Origin of the sequence: Prosthecobacter sp. (assembly GCF_044222345.1) — a bacterium.
Classification (GTDB): domain Bacteria; phylum Verrucomicrobiota; class Verrucomicrobiia; order Verrucomicrobiales; family Verrucomicrobiaceae; genus Prosthecobacter.
Map to the genome: position 1 here is coordinate 61,176 of NZ_JBGANL010000023.1, position 22,125 is coordinate 83,300.

Genomic DNA, 22,125 nt, shown 5'->3' on the forward strand with positions numbered 1-22,125 from the left:
CCCCGCCCTCCTTGGGCCTCAAAGCTTCGCCGCATCCGCCGCTCGCCACAGATACCACGCCGCCAGGGTCCGGTGCGGCTGCCAGTGTTCCGCCAGTTCACGGAATTCCTTCGGCTTGGGCATCTCATCCAGCTTCTTTGCCACCCGCCAGCCATTGCGCACCCCATAGTCATCGCTGGGAAACACATCCGGCCTGCCCAGGGTAAAAATCAGCAGCATCTCCACCGTCCAGCGCCCCACCCCGCGCACCGCCACGAGCCTCTCGATCAATTCCTCATCATCCAGCTTCAACGCCGCCGCCCGTTTGGGAATCTGCCCGCTGAGCGTCTTCGCGGCGATGTCCCTTATCGCGAGCATCTTGCCCGTGGAAAACCCGCAGCCGCGCAAAGCCTCATCCGTGGCCTCCATCACCTGTTCAGGCTGTGGAAAGCGCACCTGCGGAAACAAAGCCTTGAAGCGGCGTAGGATCGCCTCCGCCGCATTCGCATGCAGCTGCTGGTGCGCCACCGCGCTCACCAGCGCCTCATACGGAGACCGCTTTTGCGGCACCAAAAGGCATGGACCATGGGCCTTGATCAGACGGCGCATCACCGGGCAGCGCTTGGAGAGGTGGGCTTCGGCTTCAGAATGCATGGCTGGACAGGATTGCGACATCGAAACAATTGCAAGATTGATTCAACGCTCAAAAGCCGGTTTGATCCGTATTCATCACGGCCTCGATCTCAAAACCTCAGATTGAGGCCCTGTTTCCGCATCATTTTTCCGCATATCTAAATGCCAGATTGATTCCACTCATTTCATCGACTTTCCTGCACCGGTTCAACGCAAAAAACTCCCCCATGGCCAAACTCACTTTCGTTCTTGAAGACGGACAAGAAGTGGTGGTTCCCCTCAAGGAACACATCATCATCGGACGTGATGAGGACAACGACATTGTGGTCGATGACGAACGCATCTCCCCTCGTCACGCTGAAATTGTTCAAAACGCTGACGGCAGCCTTCAGGTCTTTGATCTCAAGTCCTCTGCCGGCACCTTCGTCAACGGTGAACGCCAGCTCAGCTGCACCCTCCTTCATGGCGATACGATCGCCTTTGGGCCTCTCGTCGGCACGCTCGATCTTGAACACCCGGCCACAAGCCCGTCCGTCGTAGACACACCCGTCGCTCCTGCGGTTTCAAAGCCTGCTCCTCCGGCTCCCGTTCCTGAACCTGAAGCGCCGACTCCGGAAGCTCCTGAACCTGCTCCTCCATCGCCACCGCCTCCACCGGCATCTCCTGACAAGGCTCTTGTGGAAGCAGTGGCCCATTTGGAAGCGGAGAAAGCTCGGCTTAAGTCCGAGGTCGCCGCCGCTGAAAAAGAGCTGCGTGACTGGCAGCAGCGCGCTGAAAAGGAACGCGCCCTGCATCTCGCCCGTGTCGAATCCCTGCGTGCTGAGGAGGAAAAGCTCGCGCCTGCGAAAGCCGCCATTCAGCAGGCTGAAGCCGCCCATCGCGAGTGGCTGGAGACCATCAGTTCCCTCACCAGTCAGCATGCAGACAAAACCGCCGCCCTCGAGCGCCTCAATGCCCAGCATTACGAAAAGGCCACCGAGGTCCAGCGGCTCACCGCCAACGCAGCCGAAGCTCAGCAGCAGATCGAAAATCTGACGATTCAAAAAGAGGAGGCAGACGCCCGCCTCAAACAGGTGCGTGATGAGTGCGAGCAGGATGAAGCGTTGTTAAACTCCCTTCGTCAGCAGATCATTGAACATGAAAGGCGCATCGTGGAGGAGGAGGCAAAACATGCCGCGCTCAGCACGGCCAGCTTGGCCCTCAGCGCCAAACACCAGCGTGATGAGGCCGCCGTCAAAGATCTCGAATCACTCCTCACTTCCCTGGAGCAGAAAGGCGCCGCCTCTGAAGGTTCACTGCAGCGCATGCAGGAGGATCTGGCCTCATGCGAAAAGAAGCTGGCCTCCCGCACAGCCGAACTCACCGCATGCACCACTGCACTCGCCGCCGAAACAAGCCGTCTCGAAGAAGCCAGCTCCAAGCGCGTTGAATTGGAACAGCTCAATCTGGATCTCGCCGCCACGAAACAGCAGCTTGTCGATGCCAGACAACGCCTCGCTGCTGTCGAGCAGCGTTACCGCGACGCCCAGTCCAACAGCGCTCAGGGCGGATCGCAAATAGCCCCGCCCAGACGCCATTCCGCCCAAGAGCCGCCCCCCGACGCCGCCGTTTCAACGAACGGCCAGCACGCGGAGCTTCCCGGTCAGATCGAAGCCGCCCGCCGCGAGATGGCCGAACTGCAGGCCAGGATCGCGTCCCTGCGTCATTCACCTGCCGGAGCCGAAGGCGAATCCGCACAGAATTCATCCAGCTTCCCCCCCCCCGTCATTGTTCAAGTCGAGACCATCAAGCTCGCCCCCATTCCCATCAAGTCCGAGCGCACCCGTGGCCCCGGCACGAAAAATGCCGCAGCTCGTTGATGTCACCAGCAGTGTCTCAGCCCCTGCTTAGCCCACGTGCTTCTTCAAAAACTCAACCAGCGTCTGCGTCACCCGCGTCACCTGCTTGGCCGTACGTTCATCCTTCAGCCCGCCTTGCTCATCAAAGGCTTCATAGGCCTTGGGCACCGCCACCTGATCCGGCAAAACAATGACGCCGATGTTGCCCAAAATGGCACGCAGATGCACCAGCCCCCGCAGCCCGCCTAGCGCACCTGGAGAAGCGCTGATCAACGCAGCCGTTTTCCCCCGATAGGCCGCCAGCGCAGGCTCATCCTCCGTCTCGCCACGGGACACCCAGTCCAGCGTGTTCTTCAGCACGGCAGTGATGGAACTGTTGTACTCCGGCGAAGCAATCAGCAGGGCATCGTGCGCGAGAAAAAGAGCCTTCAATTTTTTCGCATTCTCAGGCAGCCCCTGCTGCTCCTCCAGATCACCGTCAAACAACGGCAGCGGGTAATCACGCAGATCCACCAACGTCACCTCGGCCCCGGCGGCACGTGCGGCCTCTGCCGCAAAACGAACCAGCTGTTTGTTATACGAGGCGCTGCGGGTGCTGCCAGCAAAGGCGAGAATTTTGGGAGTGCTCATGCCCATGGATACCTAAGCCGGCCGAAACCGCCAGCCGAGAGTGATCATTCCGCATTGTCAGACCCCTCATTCGTGTGGAGGTTGCACCAGAATGAAAATTGAAGCCCTGGCCCGTCTCGAACGTTATGCCAAACGCATCGCGGAAATCGCCGCCGTACTCGGCAAGTATGGTCTCGCAGATTTGTTCGGCGGCTTCAAGTACTCCTGGCTGCAGGACCGCCTCAAAAGCGCTGATGGCCAGTCGATTACCACCGGCGTGACGCAGGCCGCGCGTGTGCGCATGGCTCTCACAGAACTGGGCACCACCTTCATCAAGCTCGGCCAGATGCTCAGCACTCGCGCCGACTTGCTCGGCCCTGAACTCACCGAGGAGCTCTCCCAGCTTCAGGCCAATGTGCCACCCGACCCCTCCGCCGTGGCCCGTGCAACCATTGAAGCCGAGCTCGGCCAGCCGATCGAACAACTCTTTGCCAGCTTTGAAGACACCCCTCTCGCCGCCGCTTCCGTAGCCCAGGTCCATGCCGCCCGCCTTCACACCGGCCATAGTGTCGTCGTCAAAGTACGCCGTTCAGGTGTGGCCGAACAGGCCGCCACGGATGTCGAGATCGTGCAGGCCCTCGCAGAGCTCCTGGAACAGCATTCCCCCGCCCTGCGCTCCTACCAGCCGCTGGCAGTCGTGCGCCAGTTCCGCCGCACCCTTCTGCGTGAACTCGACCTGACTTACGAGCGGCAGAATCAGGAGGAGTTTGCCCGCAACTTCGCCGACGACCCCACCGTCTGCATCCCCGAACTCTTCAACGAACTCTGCTCACATCAAGTCGTCACCATGCAGCGCCTGGATGGCATCATCGGCAGCGACATCGAGGCGCTGCAGCAGTCCGGCGTGGATCTCGGCGAGTTCGCCAAACGCGGTGCCAACATGTATCTCGAAATGGTCTTCCGCGATGGCTTCTACCATGCCGATCCTCATCCCGGAAATCTCATCCTGCTCCCCGGCAATATCGTGGGCGTCATCGACTGCGGCATGGTCGGCCGCATCGATGAAGACCTGCGCGATGAAGTCGAGGCCCTCCTCCTAGGCATCGTGGAAAACGACTCCGAACTCGTCGCCGAGCAGGTCCTGCGCCTCGGCGCCGTGCCAGCAGACTGCTCACGCGAAAAGCTGCGGGCAGACCTGCAGGAATTCATGGCGGATTACACCGGCCATCCGCTCAATGACATCCATGTCGGCGCAGCCTTGAGCAGCCTCGTCGAAATCATCCGCAGCCACCACATCGTGCTGCCTCCCTCGCTCGCCATGCTGCTGAAAACCCTCATCGTGCTGGAAGGCACCTCGCGCCGGTTCAGCCCCGATGTAAGCCTGGCCGAGCTGATGCAGCCCTATTGCACGCGCCTCATGCTGCGCCGCTTCTCGCCCGGCCGCATCGCCAAACGCGCCCGCCGCTCCTTCCGTGTGTGGAATCGTCTCCTCACCGCTCTGCCTCGCGACATCACCGACATGCTCGCCCGCTTCCGCGACGGCTCTTTCACGGTGCACATCGATCACCGCCACCTCGATCCCATCGTCAATCGCCTCGTCCTCGGCATCCTCACCGCTGCCATCTTTCTCGGCTCCAGTGAATTGTGGAGCCGCCAGGCCGCCCCACTGCTCTATGGCGTGTCCATCTTCGGCGCTCTGGGCTATGCGGTCTCTCTCTTTTTCGGCTGGCGGCTCATGCGCGCCATCAAGAAATCAGGAAACATCCAGTCAAAGGATTGACTTCCCTTGCATGACTGAATCAGCACGAATGATGACCGATTCTTAAACGCTTGACCTCTTGACCTGCCCTCCCAACCCACCGTAAACCTTTCGCCGACTCCAACCCTCCTTCCATTCATGTATTTCCTCGGCATCGACAGCGGCACGCAGAGCACCAAGGCCATCGTCCTCGACCTCGACTCAGGCAAAATTCTCGCCACCGGCCACAGCACCTATGAATTGATCGAAGGCCTCCCTCCCGGCCATCTCGAACAAGACCCACAGTCATGGCTCGATGCGGTGGATGCCTCCGTGCAGCAGTGCCTCGAACAAATCGGCAAGGACAAGGCCAGGATCGCCGGCATCGGCGTCAGCGGCCAGCAGCACGGCCTCGTCGCGCTCGGCGCAGACGACAAACCCGTCCGCCATGCCAAGCTCTGGTGCGACACCTCCACCCAGGCCCAGTGCGCAGAGATCGCCCATCATTTCGGCGGCCAGCCCGGCGTCATCGCCGTCGCGGGCAATGCCATGCTGCCAGGCTACACCATTCCCAAGCTGCTCTGGCTCAAGCAAAACGAGCCCGAGAACTTCGCGAAAACAAAAACCATCCTGCTGCCGCACGACTACATCAACTTCTGGCTCAGCGGCGTGAAGCGCATGGAATACGGAGACGCCTCCGGCATGGGCATCCTCAATGTCAACACCCGCCAGTGGGCCTACGAAATCTGCGATTACATTGATCCCAGCGTGCGCGCCATGCTGCCTCCTCTCGGCTCTTCCAAATCCGTGCACGGCACCATCCGCAAAGACCTCGCCGTCAAATGGGGCCTGAACTCCGACGTCATCATCAGCGCCGGCGGCGGCGACAACATGATGGGCGCCATCGGCACCGGCAACATCAAGCCCGGCGTCGTCACCGCCAGCTTCGGCACCAGCGGCACTCTCTATGGCGTGTCCGGCTCTCCCGTGGTCGATGGCCAGGGCGAAGTCGCCGCCTTCTGCGACAGCACCGATCAGTGGCTCCCGCTCGTCTGCACCATGAACGTCACCGTCGTCACCGAGCAGGTGCGCGAAATGTTCGGCTGGGATCTGCACCAGCTCGAAGCCGCTGTGAAAACCGCTCCCGTCGGTGCCGATGGCGTGATGTTCCTTCCCTATCTCAATGGCGAGCGCACCCCGAACCTGCCAAACGGCACCGGCGTCATCCACGGCCTTCGCCCCACCAACATGGCCCCGGCCAATCTCGCCCGCGCTGCCGTCGAAGGTGCCACCCTCGGTCTCGCCTACGGTCTGAAGCGTTTCCGCGATCTCGGCATGAATCCCACCGAAATCCGCCTCACCGGCGGCGGCAGCAAGAGCAGCGTCTGGCGTCAAATCGCCGCCGACTGCTTCAATGCCGAAGTCGTCACCCTCAGCACCAGCGAGGGCGCCGCTCTCGGCGGAGCCATCCAGGCCGCCTATGCCCACGCCAATCAGGGCGGCACTGAACGCGTCAGCTACGAGCAGCTTTGCTCCAAGCTCGTCACCCTCGATGAATCCACCCGCTGCAAACCCAATGCCGAAAATGCCGCGCTCTATGCCGCACAATTGGAACGGCAGATGGAACTCACCGGCCGCCTCAATCAAACCGGCTGGCTCTGATCGCTTGATACTTTCATGAAACCCACCGTCCGCAACCACCCCAACGCCGTCGTCATCGAACTCGAGGGCGATGCCGATCTGGCGACCGTGCCCGAATTCCAAAAAGTCGTGCGCGAGCAGATGAAGGCCGGAGTCAAACGCCTCATCATCGACTTCACCAAGGTCACCTTTGTCAACACCCCGGTCTGGGCCGTCGTGGTGGAATACTTCCAGCACGCCAGCGGCGCGGGCACGGAATTTGCGCTCGCAGGCATTCAGGGCCGCGTGGATGCCTCGTTCAAAATCGTGCGTCTCGGTGACTTCATCACCCATCTCCCCACGGTTGAGGCCGCCTTGAACGCCGCCGATCTGACCAGCAAACGTTAGTCCTTTCCAGCTCCGTCCATGACCGAAGCATTCCGCCAATACTTCGAACTGTGCGGAAGCCTGCTCTACTGGCTCTTCGTCGCGCCCTTCCGCGGCAGAGGCTGGCGCATCGGCCACACCTTTGCTCAAATCGCACGCATCGGTGTGCATGCCGTTCCCATGTCGGCGCTCACCGCCCTGACCATCGGCGTCGTGCTCGCCATGCAGTCCGCCGCCCAGCTCGCAAAGCTCGGTGCCACCGCCTTTGTCCCCGGCCTCGTCTCCTCCAGCCTCATTCGCGAACTCGCACCTCTCGTCACAGCAGTCATCGTCATCGGCCGCAGCGGTTCTTCCGTCACGGCAGAACTCGGCACCATGAAAGTCTCGGAAGAAATCGAAGCCCTTGAGGTCATGGCCATTTCCCCCATGTCCTGGCTCATCGTCCCGCGCTTTCTCGCCATGGTCATCATGCTGCCCATGCTCACGGTCTTCAGCATCTACGTCGGCCTCGCGGGCGGCTGGCTCATCGGCCATTTCTCCCTGCACATGTCCACCGCCTTCTTCGTCAATCACGCGCTGCAGCATGTCTCGTTGAGCGACATCGGCATCGGCCTCCTCAAAAGCGCCGTCTTCGGCGTCCTCATCGTCACCATCGCCTGCAGCATCGGCTTGAATGTCTCCGGCGGTGCCGAAGGCGTCGGCCTCGCCACCACCCGCTCCGTCGTCGTCTCCCTCCTCACCGTCTTCATCGCCAACGCCCTCCTCACCGCCCTGTTCTTCTTCTGATGTCAGACGCCGCCCCCGCCCCGTCTTCCCGCGAACCGATCATCGAGGTCGATTCCCTCGTGCGCCGCTTCGGTTCCCAGACGGTCCTCAACGGCGTCAGCTTCAAGGTCTATGAAGGCGACACCTTCGTCATCATGGGCGGCAGCGGCTGCGGCAAAAGCACCCTGCTCCGCCACCTCATCGGCACGGAAAAACCCTGCTCTGGCAGCATCAAGATCTTCGGTCAGGAGATCACCACCATGAATGCGGATGCGCTGCGCAAACTCCGCGGCCGCTACGGCATGCTCTTTCAATCAGGCGCTTTGCTCCAATCCCTCACCGTCGCCGAAAACGTGGCCCTCCCCTTGAACGAGCACACCCAGCTCGACGCCAGACTCATCGACACCGTGGTCAAAATGAAGCTCGAGCAGGTCGGCCTCACCGGCCACGGCCACAAGAAGCCTTCTGAAATCAGCGGCGGCATGAAGAAGCGCGCCGCACTCGCCCGCGCACTTGCTTTGGACCCGCCCCTCGTCTTCAGCGACGAACCCACCGCCGGCCTCGATCCCATCATGACCGCCGTGGTCGATGAACTCACACAGCGCCTCACCCAGAAGATCGGTGCCACCGTCGTCGTCGTCACGCATGACATGAACAGCGTCTTCCGCATCGGCACCCGCATCATCATGCTCGGCACCGGCCCAAATCAGGGCAAGATCATCGCCGCCGGCACGCCCGCAGAAATCCGCGCGCACCCCCACCCCGCCGTCCAGCAGTTCATCAACGGTGATCCCCAGGGAGACGGCAGCGACGACTCCGGTGAAGTGCTCTACCGCGAAACGCTTCTGGGCCTCAAAGAGGCCAGCCTGTATTCACGCCCCGCCATTCAGTCCTCCAAGCCATGAAAAACAAGCAAGATGCCACCGTCGCGACCCTGGTCATTCTCTGCTCCCTGATGCTGCTCGGCGCTCTCATCTTCGCCATCTCGGGCGATCCCTGGCGCAAGCCCCACCTGCGCTTCTCCGTGGATTTCGCCGATGTCACCGGCATTCACCGCAACACCACCGTTCTCTTCGCCGGCGACAAAATCGGCACGGTCGACCGCATCGAGCACCTCGCCCCCGCAGATCGCATCCTTGAGAGCAACACCGTCCGCGTCCACATCGAGGTCTTCTCTTCCGCACCCATTCCCTCCAGGTTAAAAGTCATCATCAGCGCCGAGTCGGTGCTCGGCGAAAAACACATCGCACTCATCCGCCTCGATGATGAAGACGGCCTCCTGGCCGACGGTGCCCGCCTCACCTCCAGCAGCCTCGGCAGCCTGCTGGAAATGATGCTCCCCGGCGGCGATGCCATCTTCGCCAACATCCGGGACATCACCGCCGATCTCAGAAAGATCACCGATCCTCTCGGCAAAGGCGACGCCTCCAAAAAAATCACCGACTCCCTGGCCAACATCGAAGCCTTCACCCAGGAGCTGAAAATCACCTTCACCGGCGACGGTAAAACACCCGGCTTTGGTCAAAAGATCAACGCCGTGGCCGACAAGCTCGAAGACACCGCCACCGGCATTCAAGAACTCGTCAAAGGGCCAAAAGGCGCGGCCGACAAAGGTCTCGCCAATCGTGCGGACGCCATCCTCGCCAACCTCGAAAGCTTCTCCAAGGAACTCAACGGCACCATCGCAGGCACCCCCGATGGCAAACCAGGCCTGAAGGCTCGCATCGAAGAAATCACCACCGATCTCCATCACATGCTCGCCGGTGGTGAAAACGCCTCAGGCCCCGGTTTGGAAAAGCACCTCGACACCACGATGCGCAAGATCAACACCCTGGTCGAAGAAATGAACGCCCTCGTCATCTGGGGTGAGTACATCACCGGCACGCTCGCCGGCAAGCCCAGCCGCCTCATCTTTGGCAGCAAGGCCAATGAGGTCCCCACCAAGGAACAGCTCATCGAGCACATGCGCCGCACCCACGAGCCCTACCCCGTGCGTATCAAAGAACTCGAATCCGGCACGAAGCCGGCCCCCGTCATACCCATGCCTCGCGAAAGCGCCACCCCCGAAGAAAAGAAAAAAGGCATCCTCGACCTCTTCAAACGCCGTGAGTAATCCGCAGCCCATCACCTCCCGCCAAAGCGTTCTGCTCGACGTGGCGCGCCGTCTCAGCAGCACCCAGAATCTGGTCGAACTCGTCGATCATATCCTCCAGCGTTCGCGCGAGGTCATGGACTGCGAAGTCTGCTCCATCCTCCTTCCAGACGGCCCCAGCGAGGACCTCCTCATCCGCTCCACGCTTGATCCCATCAATGCCATGGAGGTGCGCGTACCGAAAGGCAAGGGCATCGCCGGCCATGTCTATTCGACCAAAACAGCCGTCAACATCGAAGACGCGCTCAATGATCCCCGCCATTTCAAGCCTGCCTCGGACCAGTCCGACCTCGTCACCCGTGCCATGGTCACCATTCCCCTGCTCGATGGCGACCGCTGCCTCGGCGTCATGCAGGCCATCAATCCCAACCACGGCTCCTCCTTCACCACTCAGGATGTGGAAATGTTTGAGACTTTCGGCAGCCTCATCGCCGTGACCCTGATGCGCCTCGAATCACAGAAGAATGCGATTCTGGAAGCCGAAAATCGTCAGCAGCTTTCTCTCGCTACGGAAATTCAAAACTCCTTCCTCCCCGCGCCCCAGGTGCGTTTGGGAAACGTGGCGGTCGAGACCTTCTATGAGCCCGCCAGCGAAGTCGGCGGAGACTTTTATTTCTGGCATCAAATCGATGACGGCAAAATCCTCCTCGGTGTCGGCGATGTCTGCGGCAAAGGCCTGCCCGCAGCTCTCGACATGGCACGCGGCACCACCCTCATCGCTTCCACCGCGCATCTCTGCGTCTCCATGAATCTCGCCGAATGGATGTCGACGTTAAACAAACGCCTTTGTGGTGTGATGAAGGCTGGCCGCTTCATCGCCATCAATGCCCTGCTCGTTTGCCCAAAGACACGACGTGTCTGGCTCTGCTGCGCCGGCCTGCCGGGCGCCCAGGTGTTTGATGGCAAATCTTGGAAGGAAGTCCCCGCCCCCGGCAATGCGCCGCTCGGCATTTCATGCGCCGCGCGCTATGCGGAGATGTCGCTCCCCTTCAGCACCGGCCGCCAGTGGATGCTTTACACCGATGGCATCCTCGAGGTCCAGAACAGCGCAGGCGAATACTTTGAAGATGCCGCCTTCGCCGCCGCCATGCAGCACCCCCAGGGTGGCGATGGCTTCTTAAACCATCTTGTCGAGCAATGGCGCACCTTCGCCGATGACTCGAGCTATCAGGACGATGCCACCGTGCTGATGATTACCGATCATTCGCCGCCAGCACCGGATGAAATCGCCCTCTCCTGCCACCCCGATACGCTGCGCCTCGTGCGTGAGTTCATCGAGACATGGTCCGCCTACCACGGCCTGAGCGAGGAATTCACCGGCCTCCTCGTGCTCGGCTGTGACGAAGTGATGAGCAACATCTGCAAATACGCCTACTGCTCCACCAGCACCGAACGCGCCGCCACCTGCCGCATGGAGTCTGGCCCGGATTCCGTACGCATCCTCATTGAGCATTACGGCGCAGGCATCACCAACGAGGACTTCCAGAAGCTCGTCGCCCCTCCTTCCATCGACTGTCGCATCGGCGGCCTCGGCCTCCATGTCATCAGCGAGATTTTCGACCGCGTCGATTTCCGCAGGGAAGCAGGCCGTTCGGTGATAGAGCTGGTCAAGTCCATTTAAGGATTTGAGTCTAAGAGTATTCATATTGACCCTTCCGGCTGATTTGGATAAAACGGCGGCCTAATTCCACCAAATCACATGGAAACCCCCACCAAAATCAAGCTGTTCGCAGCCATTGCAGTCATCGCCGGCCCATTCCTTACCTACAGCGGTCATCAGGAAAAAGAGCGCCTGGCCAGGCTGGAAAAAGAGGGCGTCACGGTGGACGGCATCATCGAAGGAGGGGAGTGGAAGAGAGGAAAGAATAGCAACTACCAGTTTGATGTTTCCTACACCCCGCAAAGCAGCGCCCCTGTAAAACAAACCTTCAAAGTCACCTCCAACTATTTCTCCGCCCATGCCAGTGACACCGCTGTCACGGATCCAGTGGCCAAGGTTCGCTACCTCCCTTCCGCGATCCAGGACAGCGCCATTCTTGTCGGCGGCTCCACAGACTTCACGGCGGGTTTTAACTTGGGCATCGGTGCCTTCGTGGGTGGCTTGCTCACCATGGGCATCATGTATGCGGGCAAATGGTAGCTGGGCACTGCCAGCCTGGACCGGTTCTCGAAAAGATTGTCCTATGGATCCGGCGAGCGCAGCGGCCCCAGTGGCAAGGAGAGTGCGCCGCCTGCTATTTGGAAATAACAGGCAAGCGCACGAAGCAGCCAATGGGGCCGCTCCGCCGCCCGGGCAATGTGACAAGATTTTTGAGAGCTGGTCTAAGTCACGCATCCACGGCGGGAGAAGTCTCCCGCCTTTTTCATGCCCTGCACCGGCATCCCGCACCTTGACCGCGGATCAGAACACCGCCATGCAATGCCCTCACCCTCATGGCTAAAATCCGCATCAAATCCGCAGGCAAGATCATCGCATGGATCATGCGCGGCATTGGCTCGACCCTGCGCTTTGATGTGCGCGATGACGCCGGCGTCTTTGATGCCACCCGCAAAGGCTGGATCTGGTCCTTCTGGCACAACCGCATGTTCCTCATTCCGTATCTGCACCATGAGTGGTTCGCCAACGTCCCCGGCACCATCCTCACCAGCCCCAGCGGCGACGGCCAGATCATCGCCGACGTTTGCGAAACCTTCGGCATCGAGGCCGAACGCGGCTCCAGTTCCAAGCCCGAGAAAGGCATGAGCGCCCTCATCGCCCTCGCCGCAAAGGCGCGTGAAGGCTACGAGATCGGCATCACCCCGGACGGCCCGCGCGGCCCGCTTCATCGTGTGCAGCCCGGCATCGTAAAGCTCGCCCAGCTCACCGGCGTGCCCATCATCCCTGTGCACATGCACTACAGCCACGCCATCCAGTTCAGGACCTGGGATGAATTCCTCCTGCCCCTGCCCTTCTCCAAAGTCACCCTCGTCTTCGACAAGCCTCATCACATCCCCCGCCGCATGACCGAAGATGAGTTCGAGCAAAAGCGCCTCGCATTGGAAGATGTGATGCGTTTTGGAACCACCCTTGAAAATCTTCAGCGCTCCCGCTAGCCTCACGGCATGGACACGCTCTCCGTCCGTTGCAACCACTGCGGCGCTCCGCTTCAAGTCTCCGACGCCACCCGTTTCGTCACCTGCCAGTTCTGCCACAGCAGCCTGGAAGTGAAGCGCACCGAAAGCTCCATCTTCACCGAAGAAGTCGCCAGGATCGCCGAAAACACCGGCAAGATGGCCGAAACCCTGGAAGTCATTGCCCTGCAAAATGAGATCGAAAAGCTGGATCGGGAAAGAGGCTTGGCCACCTCGCTAGACGCAAAAAAAGCCGCTGCCGCCGGTTCAGCCGGCAAAATCATGGGCACCATGTTTGGAGTTTTTTTCACCGTGGTCTGTATTCTCATGGCCACTGGTTTCTCAAAGGCAGGGGCAGGCATTTTCACCATTGTCCCCCTCGGCATGAGCGTATTCGGGATTGTCTTCACGCTTGTTGCTTTGCGCAGTGGCGTGAATGAAAACACGGCACATTCCACCTATCAGGAGCGCCGGGGTGCACTGGAGCGCCAGCTCGAAGTCTTGAAGCAAAAATAATGCTCCTCGCCTTCTACAAACCCTTCGACGTCCTCTCCCAGTTCACTCAGGAGCACCCCTCCCACCACACCCTCGCCGAGTTCGGCTTCCCGCCAAACGTCTATGCCATCGGTCGCCTCGACCGCGACTCCGAAGGCCTCCTCCTCCTCAGCGACGAAGCCCGCTGGAACGATCGCCTCCTCAATCCCCGCCACGCCCACCCGCGCACCTACCATGCCCAGGTGGACGGCACCGTCAGCGACGAAGCTTTGAGAAAACTCCGCTCCGGCATCGACCTCAAAGACTTCCACTCCCTCCCCTGCCAAGCCCGGCGCCTAGACACCGAGCCCGCCCATCCCCCGCGAGATCCCCCCATCCGCGTCCGCAAAAACATCCCCACCTCCTGGATCGAACTCACCCTCACCGAAGGCAAAAACCGCCAGGTCCGCCGCATGACCGCCGCCGTCGGCCACCCCACCCTCCGCCTCATCCGCGTTACCATCGGCCGCCTCAATCTCGCCGACCTCGCCCTCAGCGCAGGCCAGTGGCGCGAACTGACCCCTGAAGAACAGCGCCAGATCCTTGGCTCTTAAGCGCACTCAGCCCCTTCTAAAATCAAAAATCGATTGCTCGACAATCGTCAATCCTCAGGCCCAAAGCGCCGCGTGGGCATGCGCGATTGACGAGTGATGAACAACCGATTTTTGATTTCCTAGGGTCGCCCCCTCCTCCCAACCACCGTCAACTCCCCTCCCCTCCCCCAAACTCCGTCCTTGCGCACCCGCCCCACCATGCCATTTTCCGCGCCCTTTCCCAACCCCCCAGCATGGCACTCATCGTCCAGAAATACGGCGGCACCTCCGTCGGCACTCCAGAGCGCATCCGCAACTGCGCACGTCGCATTCTGGAAACCCAGCGTGCGGGCAATCAAGTCGTCGCCGTCGTCTCCGCCATGTCCGGCGTCACAGACAACCTGATCCGGCTGGCCAAAGAAGTCTCTCCCGAGCGCGAACCCATCGAGCGTGAGATGGACGTCCTCCTCGCCACCGGCGAGCAGACCACCATCGCCCTCACCGCCATGGCCATCAATGCCCTCGGCGGCAAGGCCGTCTCCCTCACCGGCGCCCAGGCAGGCATTTCCACCGATGGCGTCCACACCAAGGCACGCATCGTCAACATCACCCCGGATGCCGTGAAAAAGATGCTCGACGAAGGCAACATCGTCATGCTCGCCGGTTTCCAGGGCGAAACCGCCAGCGGTGAAATCACCACCCTCGGTCGTGGCGGCAGCGACCTCACCGCCATCGCCATGGCCGCCGCCATCAAGGCCGACCTCTGCCAGATCTACACCGACGTGGACGGCGTCTACACCTGCGATCCTCGCGTGGTCAAGACCGCCCAAAAGATCAACGAGATCAGCTACGAAGAGATGCTCGAAATGGCCTCCTCCGGCTCCAAGGTGATGCAGAGCCGCAGCGTCGAGTTTGCCAACAAATTTGGTGTGCGCTTTGAAGTCCGCAACAGCATGAACAACAACCCCGGTACCATCGTGAAAGAAGAATCCCCCGGCATGGAGTCCGTCGTCGTCCGCGGCGTCAGCCTCGAGCGCAACCAGGCCAAAGTCACCATCGACGACGTCGCCGACCGCCCCGGCATCAGCGCCGCCATCTTCGGTGCCATCGCCTCCGCAAACATCACGATCGACATGATCGTCCAGAACGTCAGCTTCGACGGCATCACCGACATCTCCTTCACCCTCAGCGGCGCAGACCTCGCCAAGGCCGAAGCCGTGCTCAAGGCCGAGCTTCCCGGCCTCGGTGAAAAAGCCCAGCTTCGCACCCAGAGCAGCATTGCCAAGGTCAGCGTCGTCGGCATCGGCATGCGCAGCCACAGCGGCGTCGCCGCCAAGATGTTCAAGGCCCTCGCAGACGCGAAGATCAACATCCAGATGATCTCCACCAGCGAGATCAAGACCGCCGTCATCGTGGACGAAGCCGAAGTCGAAAACGCCGCCCGCGTCGTCCACACCGCCTTCGGTCTCGACGCCTGATAAGTGATGCGGGCACTCCTGCCCGCAATCGGGCGTCCCAGTCCCAGCCTTCAACAGGCTCTGCCACCAGTCCATCCCAGGCGATGAACGAGGAACTCAATCCTTATCAGCCGCCCCAGTCTGCCTTCTCATCCGCTTCGCAAGAGCCACCTCGGAATCGCAAGGCAGGCTGCATTCGCGGATCTCTCGGCTGCGGCTGCCTGCTCCCCCTTGCTCTATTTCTAAGCACTGCATTTTTAGGTGATTTTGGAGGGCCGCCCTTTTGGCCTCTTCTGGTTATATTCGGCACGTTCGCCGGTGCAGTTTTGGGAACGACCTTCGCTCCTCGCCGCAAGATCTAGAAGTAAGCCCCACATCACACCTTCTTCCAGATCCGCCCTCGCCCCTCTTTCTTCAACCCCAACGGGGTTACGCATCATAGCGAAGGGTTGTCGAACCTCGGCGAGGCTGCTCTGATAGCTGCACCGCCCCTCAGAAAAGCAAACCCAGCAGCGTCCGCAACAAGCTCCGTCACACGCCTGCGCCACGGTCACCGCTAGAGCATTTTAAATAAAAATGTGGCCTCATCTGGGTTGAAAAATCCAGAGCTATCGCGAGGGCGACAGCAAAGTGGTCCGCACAGTCCCCTGTGCGGCGCTCCGCCACACCCATCAAATCCGCGTCACCACCGCCGCCCCATTAGGCTATAAAATAATTTAAAATGCTCTAACACCCATCCTTCCCCCGCGTACACACAAAACCCCGGCCCGCGCCTTCACGCGCGACCGGGGTCTTGAAAACAACACTCTGACTTGGCAGCAGGCAGACTACGCGCTGCGCTTCAGGTAATACTGCTGGTACACGTTTTCATTCAGCTTCAGCTTGGAGCGCAGGCTGTCCAGAGCAGCAGGGGCGCCGGTGAACTGGATGTTGATGAAGTGGCCGCCTTCGACGTGGCGTGGGTTGAAGGGGAACTTGCGTTTGCCCATGTTGTCGATCTGCTCAAGCTTCAGACCGGACTTCTCCATGTCTTTGCTGATCGTGCTGACGAGGGAGTCAACGGTTTCTTCTTTGCCTTTGGTGTCGAGCACGATGAGTGCCTCGTATTTGCGGTTCATAGGTGGTGTGGTTTCGGGGGTTAAGATTCGGTTTGTCGGTTGAAGACATTCATGGCGGTTTCCAGGCCGCGATCAACAGCAGAAAGCACCGCATCAGCAGCGCGCTGGATGACAGTTTGCAGCACAGGCCTCTCTTCGGTGCTGAATTTTCCCAGCACATGGCCCACCATGCGTTCACCAGCAGGGCGGCCATCCGCCGGAGAGATCCCCACTTTCAGTCGTGGAAATTCGTCCGAGCCGAGTGAGGAAATGAGGGACCGGATGCCATTGTGGCCGGCGGCGCTTGCGCTGGTGCGGAATCGCAGGCGGCCCAGCGGCAGATCCACATCGTCGTAAACCACCAGCGTTTGCGCAGGTGAAGCCTTGTAAAAGTGCCCCACCGATTGCACCGAACGACCGCTGTCGTTCATGAACGTGAGTGGTTTGAGCAGGTAACCGCCCGTGAATTTCGCCACAAGACCTGACCAGCGCTTTTCCTCGCGGAAAGCGGCCCCCATGCGTCTTGCGATTTCGTCCAGCACCATAAATCCGATGTTGTGGCGTGTGTCTCGGTAGGTTTCGCCGGGATTGCCGAGGCCCACAATGAGACGCGGCGCACTCACGCCGCTGCTCGTTGTTTCCGCTCCGGAAGCCACATCTTGGAAAAGGTGCGGAGATTACTTCTTGGCAGCTGGCTTCGCAGCGGCAGCACCAGCGGCTGGAGCAGCAGCAGCTGGCTTGGCACCAGCTGCAGGAGCAGCGGCGGGCTCAGGCTCGACTTCGACTTTGGGCTCTTCGCACATGACGATGACCACATCACCACCCAGGTGGCAGGTGACACCTGCTGGGAAGGTGATTTCGCGAACGTGAATGCCCTGACCCACTTCGAGGCCGGTGACGTCGATCTCGATGCTTTCTGGCAGATCCTTCGGCAGACAGCGCACTTCGATTTCGTGATGGATGGCTTCCACCAATCCGCCCTGCTTCTGGCCCTTGGCTTCACCCACGGTGACGACAGGCACATTGGCGTGAATTTCTTCATCAGCAGCAATGGCATGGAAATCAATGTGGAGGATACCGCCGCGCAGGTAGTCGTGCTGCACTTCCTGCACCAGCGCCAGCTGCTCTTCCCCGGCGATCTTCAGCGAGACCAGAATGTTGTCCGAGGCGCTGCCTTCGAGAAGCTTCGAGAAAGTTTTGCCGTGCACCTGGATGCTGGAGGGCTTCACCTTGCGACCATAAAGGGCGGCTGGAATGTTGCCTGCTTTGCGCATGCGTTTGACGGCGCCAGTACCGGACTGGGTGCGGACTTCTGCCTGGAGATCGAGAATTTTAGCCATGGTCGGGGTTCCTCACTGGAGGAGATTAAGTTTTGGAAAAAGGGCGCGGAGAATACACGCCTACCCCCGCGTGTCAAACAGGGATGTGACAGACTCGTTCCCGTGGATGCGGGCAATGGCCTGCGCCAGCAGGGGGGCGATGTCCAAAGCGGTGACTTTTTCCCCGGTCGCCTGCGGGGTCGAATTCGTCGCCAGCAGCTCCACAATCGGCGATTTGGCGATGCGATTCCGGCCTTTCTCACCCAGCACGGCGTGCGACACACCGGCATAAATCTTTTTCGCCCCATGCTTCAGCAGCAGGTCGGCGGCTGCGGTCAGCGTCCCGGCCGTTTCGGTCAGGTCATCCACCAGAAGAACGTTTTTTCCTGCCACATCACCAATGACGCTATGCGCCTCTACTTCTTCGGCACTCACACGATTTTTGGCCACGATCGCCATCGGAGCACCCAGCGCCTTCGCAAAGGCATGCGTCATTTTGATGCCGCCCACGTCAGGAGAGACCACCACCAGATCGCTGATTTCACGCTCGCGAATGGTCTTCATCAAAACGGGAGCCGCATACAGATGATCCACAGGAATGTCGAAGAAACCCTGAATCTGTCCGGCGTGCAGATCCACGGTGAGCACCCGGTTCACCCCGGCGGCCACCAGCAGGTTCGCCACCAGCTTCGCCGTGATCGGCACCCGCGGGCGGTCTTTACGGTCCTGGCGGGCATAGCCAAAAAATGGCAGCACGGCAGTGATTCGGTTGGCGCTCGCACGTCGCACGGCATCCACCATGATCAGCAGCTCCATCAGGTTCTGGTTCGTCGGCGGGCAGGTCGGCTGCACAATGAAGACATCACCCCCGCGGATGTTCTCATGGATTTGCACGAAAGTCTCGCCGTCCGGAAACGTGGTCAGCTCTGCGGCACAGAGATCAATGTTCAGGTTGTGGGCAATCGACTTCGCCAGCGTCGGATGGGCGGAGCCGCTCAAGATCTTCAGACTTTCATTCATGGGGCGCGGAGTTAGGCGAGCCTGTCACAGAAATCAACCCATCGCGTCATTCCGTGCCTCAATGCTTGTGCTTTCAGACAACTTCTCGTACCTCTGGAGGTAAATCTGCTACTAAATTGGCCGCTCCTTCCCTGGCCCAGCCATGAGTGATTCCTCCAGTCCCATCCCTCCGCCGAAGACCACCGGCGGCGGCTGGCGCTGGGAACCGCCCACGCCCGCAGAACTGCAGGCAATTCTGCCCCAGTATGAAGTCCACATGCTCGTCGGCCGGGGCGGCATGGGGGCCGTCTACAAAGGCCTGCAGCTCAGCCTGGATCGCGCCGTCGCCATCAAACTGCTCCCGCCGGCCATCGAACGGCAGGACCTTGCTTTTGCCGAGCGCTTCAAAAACGAGGCCCGCCTGATGGGCCGCATGAACCATCCCGCCATCGTCAGCGTCTATGATTTCGGCCGCACGTCGGACGGCCAGCTCTATTTTGTCATGGAATACGTCGATGGCACCGACGTCCAGCGCATGATCGCCCGCGAAGGCAAGCTGCCCCAGGAGCATGCCCTCGCCATCACCGCGCATTTGTGTGATGCCCTCGGCTACGCGCACAAGCAGGGCATCGTGCACCGTGACATCAAGCCCTCCAATGTCCTCATCGACATCGAAGGCCGCGTCAAAGTCGCCGACTTCGGCCTCGCCAAGCTGGCGGACAAAGCACAAAACTCCGGCCTCACTCAAACCGGCATGGCCATGGGCACCCCCGATTATGTCGCGCCTGAAGCTCTCATGCTAGGCTCGGATGTGGACGGCCGTGCGGACATCTACGCCGTCGGCGTCATGCTGTATCAGATGCTCACCGGCGACATCCCGCGCGGCATGTTCAAAATGCCGTCGCAGAAATTTCAAAGCATCGATCCCCGCTTTGACGCCATCATCCGCCGCGCCTTGGAGCACGACCGCGAGGAGCGGTATCAAAGCAGCCATGAACTCCGTCAGGCGCTGGACGTCATTCTCACCACCCCCCGCGCAGTCTCCGGCCAGGAGTCCAGTGCCGTACTGCCAAAACAGCAGCCCCACCCCCACGGCCGCACCATCGCCCCTTACTCACGCAATCCCGGCTCCGCACAGCAGCGCACCGCGCCCAAGCCCGATTCTTATCAGCCGCCACCACCATCCAAAGCCGCACCTTCCTCGACGATGCCCTACGTCTTCGCCGCGCTGCTCATGCTCGGCGGCGGCGGCTGGTTCATGCTCAATCGCCAGCCTCCGGCCATTCCACCCAATCCGTTTGAAACTGCCGAAAAGACAACGCCACCCTCTCCACCGGCCCCCACACCAAAGATCGTCCCCACCCCCTCTCCACAACCAACGCCAAAACCGCAGCCAGTCACCCCCACGTACACTCCTCCGCCGGTAAAACCGGCTCCCGCAAGCAGCTCGCCACCCGCCATGGCCCCGGTCACCCCACCCGCCACGGTCATACCAGCCCCGCCCTCTCCTCCCGCCACCACCAACGAATCGATCGTATACCGTCTGGCTCAGTTGGAGTCACAGTTTCAGACCGCCTTTGAGCGGGATGTGAACACCGCATATGTCGATCAACTCGATACCTTGGGCACAGGCTATGTCACCGCGCTGGATCGCGCGATGCAGGACGCCAGCAAAGCCGGGCGGCTCGATGAAGCCATCGCCCTGCGTGAAGAAAAGCAGCGCTTCACCACGCACAAGTTCATGCCGTTCATCGACCCCTCGAGTCTGCATAAGTCCGTGGTGAGTCTGCGCAATGCCTACCGCACCGCAGAAAAGAAATACACCCAGCAAAAGGACGCCTCCTCTCTGCCTCTCTACGACCGCTACATCGAAGTCCTCAGCGCCTTGGAAAAGGAAGTCCTCGCTCAAGGCCGCAGCTCTGAAGCCGCCGCCGTCCGCACCAAACGCGACGACGTCGTCACCCGCCGCAAGCAGCGTGCGGCAAAAGCATCATCCAGGGCCTCCATCTCCCCGCAGACCTCCCCCGGTTCAGCCAGACTCGCCCTATTCGACGGCGAATCTCTCAACGACTGGCACAACATCGCCTTCAAAGACATCACCCTGGAGTTGCTCTGAAAAAAGCACGCTCGACATGGGCATCGAAGCGTAGTCTCCTTTTGATCATGCCCTGGCTACATCTCATCATCGCGGGTCTTCTCGAAGTTGCCTGGGCTGTCGGTTTAAAACAGACCGCCGGCTGGACGCGGCTGTGGCCCAGCCTCATCACCGTGGCGCTCATGATCGCCAGCTTCTTCTTTCTCTCCCTCGCCCTCCGCACCCTGCCCCTCGGCACCTCCTACGCCATCTGGACCGGCATCGGCGCCGTCGGCACCGCCCTCGTTGGCATCTTCATCTTTGATGAACCCCGCACCGCCGCGCGTCTCGTCTGCATCCTCCTCATCGTCTCCGGCGTTATCGGTTTAAAGCTCGCCTCCTCACCCCAGTCCTGATCCAGCCACCCCCATTCCTCATTCGGATTGACTCATTCGTCATTTCCCACTCCGCATCTGCCATCTCTCCTTTGACAACCCTCCCCCCCACCTCTTCATTCCCCTTATGTCCCTCAGCCAATACTCCGACTTTCCCACCTCCATCGCCCCGCAGTCCAGCTACATGGTCCCCACCGTCATCGAATCCGAAGGCCGTGGCGAGCGCGCCTATGACATCTACTCACGCCTCCTGAAGGACCGCATCATCTTCCTCGGCGGCGAGGTCAATGACACCATGGCCTCCATCATCATCGCCCAGCTTCTCTTCCTCCAGATGCAGGACCCGAAGAAAGACATCAACATCTACGTCAACAGCCCCGGCGGCAGCGTCACCGCCGGCCTCGCCATCTATGACACCATGCAGTTCCTCACCTGCGACGTCTGCACCTACAGCATCGGCCTCGTCGCCTCCATGGGCGCCGTCCTCCTCGCCGCCGGCACCAAAGGCAAGCGCTACGCCCTGCCAAACTCCGACATCATGATCCACCAGGTCTCCGGCGGCGCACGCGGCACCGCCAGCGATGTCGAGCGCACCGTCGAATACATGTTCGGCCTCAAAAAGCGCCTCAACCGCATCCTCGCCCATCACACCGGCAAGTCCGTCGAACAGATCGAGCGCGACGCCGACCGCGACAACTACATGTCCGCCGCCCAGGCCGCCGAATACGGCCTCGTGGACAAAGTCCTCGAAGGCAAAAAAGACATCGGCTCCGACTCCAAATAACACCTTCACCCCAAAAGGGCGGGACTCACACTCCCGCCCTTTTTTGTGCCCAAAAATCATTCATCAAACGCGAATGCTCGCGAATCGCCACGAACCAGACT

At 60.6% G+C, this 22,125-nt stretch carries 22 protein-coding genes; 16 read left to right on the forward strand and 6 right to left on the reverse strand.

What is annotated here, in order from left to right; all coding sequences use genetic code 11:
- Positions 1-18: 18 nt before the first annotated feature.
- Positions 19-633, reverse strand: coding sequence for a DNA-3-methyladenine glycosylase family protein (locus ACILSL_RS13900; protein WP_395732642.1), 615 nt, complete (start codon positions 631-633; stop codon positions 19-21).
- 206 nt (positions 634-839) lie between these two features.
- Here ACILSL_RS13900 and ACILSL_RS13905 point away from each other — a divergent pair, with 206 nt between their 5' ends.
- A complete protein-coding gene (locus ACILSL_RS13905; RefSeq protein ID WP_395732643.1) occupies positions 840-2,471 on the forward strand; it encodes an FHA domain-containing protein in 1,632 nt (543 codons plus the stop codon).
- A gap of 27 nt (positions 2,472-2,498) precedes the next feature.
- Here the strand turns inward: ACILSL_RS13905 and ACILSL_RS13910 are convergent, their stop codons facing one another.
- Complete coding sequence (locus tag ACILSL_RS13910) at positions 2,499-3,080, reverse strand: NADPH-dependent FMN reductase (RefSeq protein ID WP_395732644.1); 582 nt, start codon at positions 3,078-3,080, stop codon at positions 2,499-2,501.
- A 91-nt stretch (positions 3,081-3,171) separates the two neighbouring features.
- Between ACILSL_RS13910 and ACILSL_RS13915 the strand changes: the two genes are divergently transcribed.
- The 12 genes from ACILSL_RS13915 to ACILSL_RS13970 all read left to right on the forward strand — a co-directional run bounded on the left by ACILSL_RS13915 (position 3,172) and on the right by ACILSL_RS13970 (position 15,377).
- Positions 3,172-4,839 carry an ABC1 kinase family protein gene (locus ACILSL_RS13915; RefSeq protein ID WP_395732645.1) on the forward strand — a complete coding sequence of 556 codons (1,668 nt, stop codon included), beginning with the start codon at positions 3,172-3,174 and terminating at the stop codon, positions 4,837-4,839.
- A 117-nt stretch (positions 4,840-4,956) separates the two neighbouring features.
- On the forward strand, positions 4,957-6,459 hold the full coding sequence (xylB, locus tag ACILSL_RS13920) for a xylulokinase (RefSeq protein ID WP_395732646.1): 1,503 nt from the start codon (positions 4,957-4,959) through the stop codon (positions 6,457-6,459).
- Positions 6,460-6,474: 15 nt separating this feature from the next.
- Entirely contained in the window at positions 6,475-6,825 is a 351-nt protein-coding gene (locus ACILSL_RS13925) for an STAS domain-containing protein (RefSeq protein ID WP_395732647.1), read from the forward strand.
- 18 nt (positions 6,826-6,843) lie between these two features.
- Positions 6,844-7,590, forward strand: coding sequence for an MlaE family ABC transporter permease (locus ACILSL_RS13930; RefSeq protein ID WP_395732648.1), 747 nt, complete (start codon positions 6,844-6,846; stop codon positions 7,588-7,590).
- A complete protein-coding gene (locus ACILSL_RS13935; RefSeq protein WP_395732649.1) occupies positions 7,590-8,474 on the forward strand; it encodes an ABC transporter ATP-binding protein in 885 nt (294 codons plus the stop codon). The genes ACILSL_RS13930 and ACILSL_RS13935 overlap by 1 nt, the downstream gene beginning before the upstream one ends.
- Complete coding sequence (locus ACILSL_RS13940) at positions 8,471-9,682, forward strand: MlaD family protein (protein WP_395732650.1); 1,212 nt, start codon at positions 8,471-8,473, stop codon at positions 9,680-9,682. The genes ACILSL_RS13935 and ACILSL_RS13940 overlap by 4 nt, the downstream gene beginning before the upstream one ends.
- Entirely contained in the window at positions 9,675-11,342 is a 1,668-nt protein-coding gene (locus tag ACILSL_RS13945; protein ID WP_395732651.1) for a SpoIIE family protein phosphatase, read from the forward strand. Before ACILSL_RS13940 ends, ACILSL_RS13945 begins: the two co-directional genes overlap by 8 nt.
- Before the next feature lie 78 nt (positions 11,343-11,420).
- Entirely contained in the window at positions 11,421-11,861 is a 441-nt protein-coding gene (locus ACILSL_RS13950; RefSeq protein ID WP_395732652.1) for a DUF3592 domain-containing protein, read from the forward strand.
- A 293-nt stretch (positions 11,862-12,154) separates the two neighbouring features.
- Positions 12,155-12,814: a lysophospholipid acyltransferase family protein gene (locus tag ACILSL_RS13955; RefSeq protein WP_395732653.1), complete on the forward strand. Its 660-nt coding sequence runs from the start codon at positions 12,155-12,157 to the stop codon at positions 12,812-12,814.
- A gap of 9 nt (positions 12,815-12,823) precedes the next feature.
- The gene (locus ACILSL_RS13960; RefSeq protein WP_395732654.1) at positions 12,824-13,348 is read left to right on the forward strand and encodes a hypothetical protein; all 525 of its coding nucleotides are present in this window, start codon (positions 12,824-12,826) and stop codon (positions 13,346-13,348) included.
- Positions 13,348-13,920: a pseudouridine synthase gene (locus ACILSL_RS13965; RefSeq protein WP_395732655.1), complete on the forward strand. Its 573-nt coding sequence runs from the start codon at positions 13,348-13,350 to the stop codon at positions 13,918-13,920. The genes ACILSL_RS13960 and ACILSL_RS13965 overlap by 1 nt, the downstream gene beginning before the upstream one ends.
- A gap of 233 nt (positions 13,921-14,153) precedes the next feature.
- Positions 14,154-15,377 (forward strand): aspartate kinase, encoded by a 1,224-nt coding sequence (locus tag ACILSL_RS13970; RefSeq protein ID WP_395732656.1) that lies wholly within the window; start codon positions 14,154-14,156, stop codon positions 15,375-15,377.
- Between the two features lie 806 nt (positions 15,378-16,183).
- On the opposite strand, the gene ACILSL_RS13975 is transcribed toward ACILSL_RS13970, so the two are convergent.
- From ACILSL_RS13975 to ACILSL_RS13990, 4 genes are read right to left on the reverse strand one after another with little or no spacing between them, the layout of a single operon-like run.
- On the reverse strand, positions 16,184-16,474 hold the full coding sequence (locus ACILSL_RS13975) for a 30S ribosomal protein S6 (RefSeq protein WP_395732657.1): 291 nt from the start codon (positions 16,472-16,474) through the stop codon (positions 16,184-16,186).
- Between the two features lie 20 nt (positions 16,475-16,494).
- Positions 16,495-17,109 carry an aminoacyl-tRNA hydrolase gene (gene pth / locus ACILSL_RS13980; RefSeq protein WP_395732658.1) on the reverse strand — a complete coding sequence of 205 codons (615 nt, stop codon included), beginning with the start codon at positions 17,107-17,109 and terminating at the stop codon, positions 16,495-16,497.
- A 21-nt stretch (positions 17,110-17,130) separates the two neighbouring features.
- Positions 17,131-17,793 (reverse strand): 50S ribosomal protein L25, encoded by a 663-nt coding sequence (locus tag ACILSL_RS13985; RefSeq protein ID WP_395732659.1) that lies wholly within the window; start codon positions 17,791-17,793, stop codon positions 17,131-17,133.
- Positions 17,794-17,853: 60 nt separating this feature from the next.
- A complete protein-coding gene (locus tag ACILSL_RS13990; protein WP_395732660.1) occupies positions 17,854-18,792 on the reverse strand; it encodes a ribose-phosphate diphosphokinase in 939 nt (312 codons plus the stop codon).
- Between the two features lie 142 nt (positions 18,793-18,934).
- On the opposite strand from ACILSL_RS13990, the gene ACILSL_RS13995 reads away from it, so the two are divergent.
- The 3 genes from ACILSL_RS13995 to ACILSL_RS14005 all read left to right on the forward strand — a co-directional run bounded on the left by ACILSL_RS13995 (position 18,935) and on the right by ACILSL_RS14005 (position 22,024).
- A complete protein-coding gene (locus tag ACILSL_RS13995) occupies positions 18,935-20,887 on the forward strand; it encodes a serine/threonine-protein kinase (RefSeq protein ID WP_395732661.1) in 1,953 nt (650 codons plus the stop codon).
- A gap of 47 nt (positions 20,888-20,934) precedes the next feature.
- The gene (gene sugE, locus ACILSL_RS14000; protein WP_395732662.1) at positions 20,935-21,261 is read left to right on the forward strand and encodes a quaternary ammonium compound efflux SMR transporter SugE; all 327 of its coding nucleotides are present in this window, start codon (positions 20,935-20,937) and stop codon (positions 21,259-21,261) included.
- A gap of 106 nt (positions 21,262-21,367) precedes the next feature.
- Complete coding sequence (locus ACILSL_RS14005) at positions 21,368-22,024, forward strand: ATP-dependent Clp protease proteolytic subunit (RefSeq protein ID WP_395732663.1); 657 nt, start codon at positions 21,368-21,370, stop codon at positions 22,022-22,024.
- Positions 22,025-22,125 lie beyond the last annotated feature (101 nt).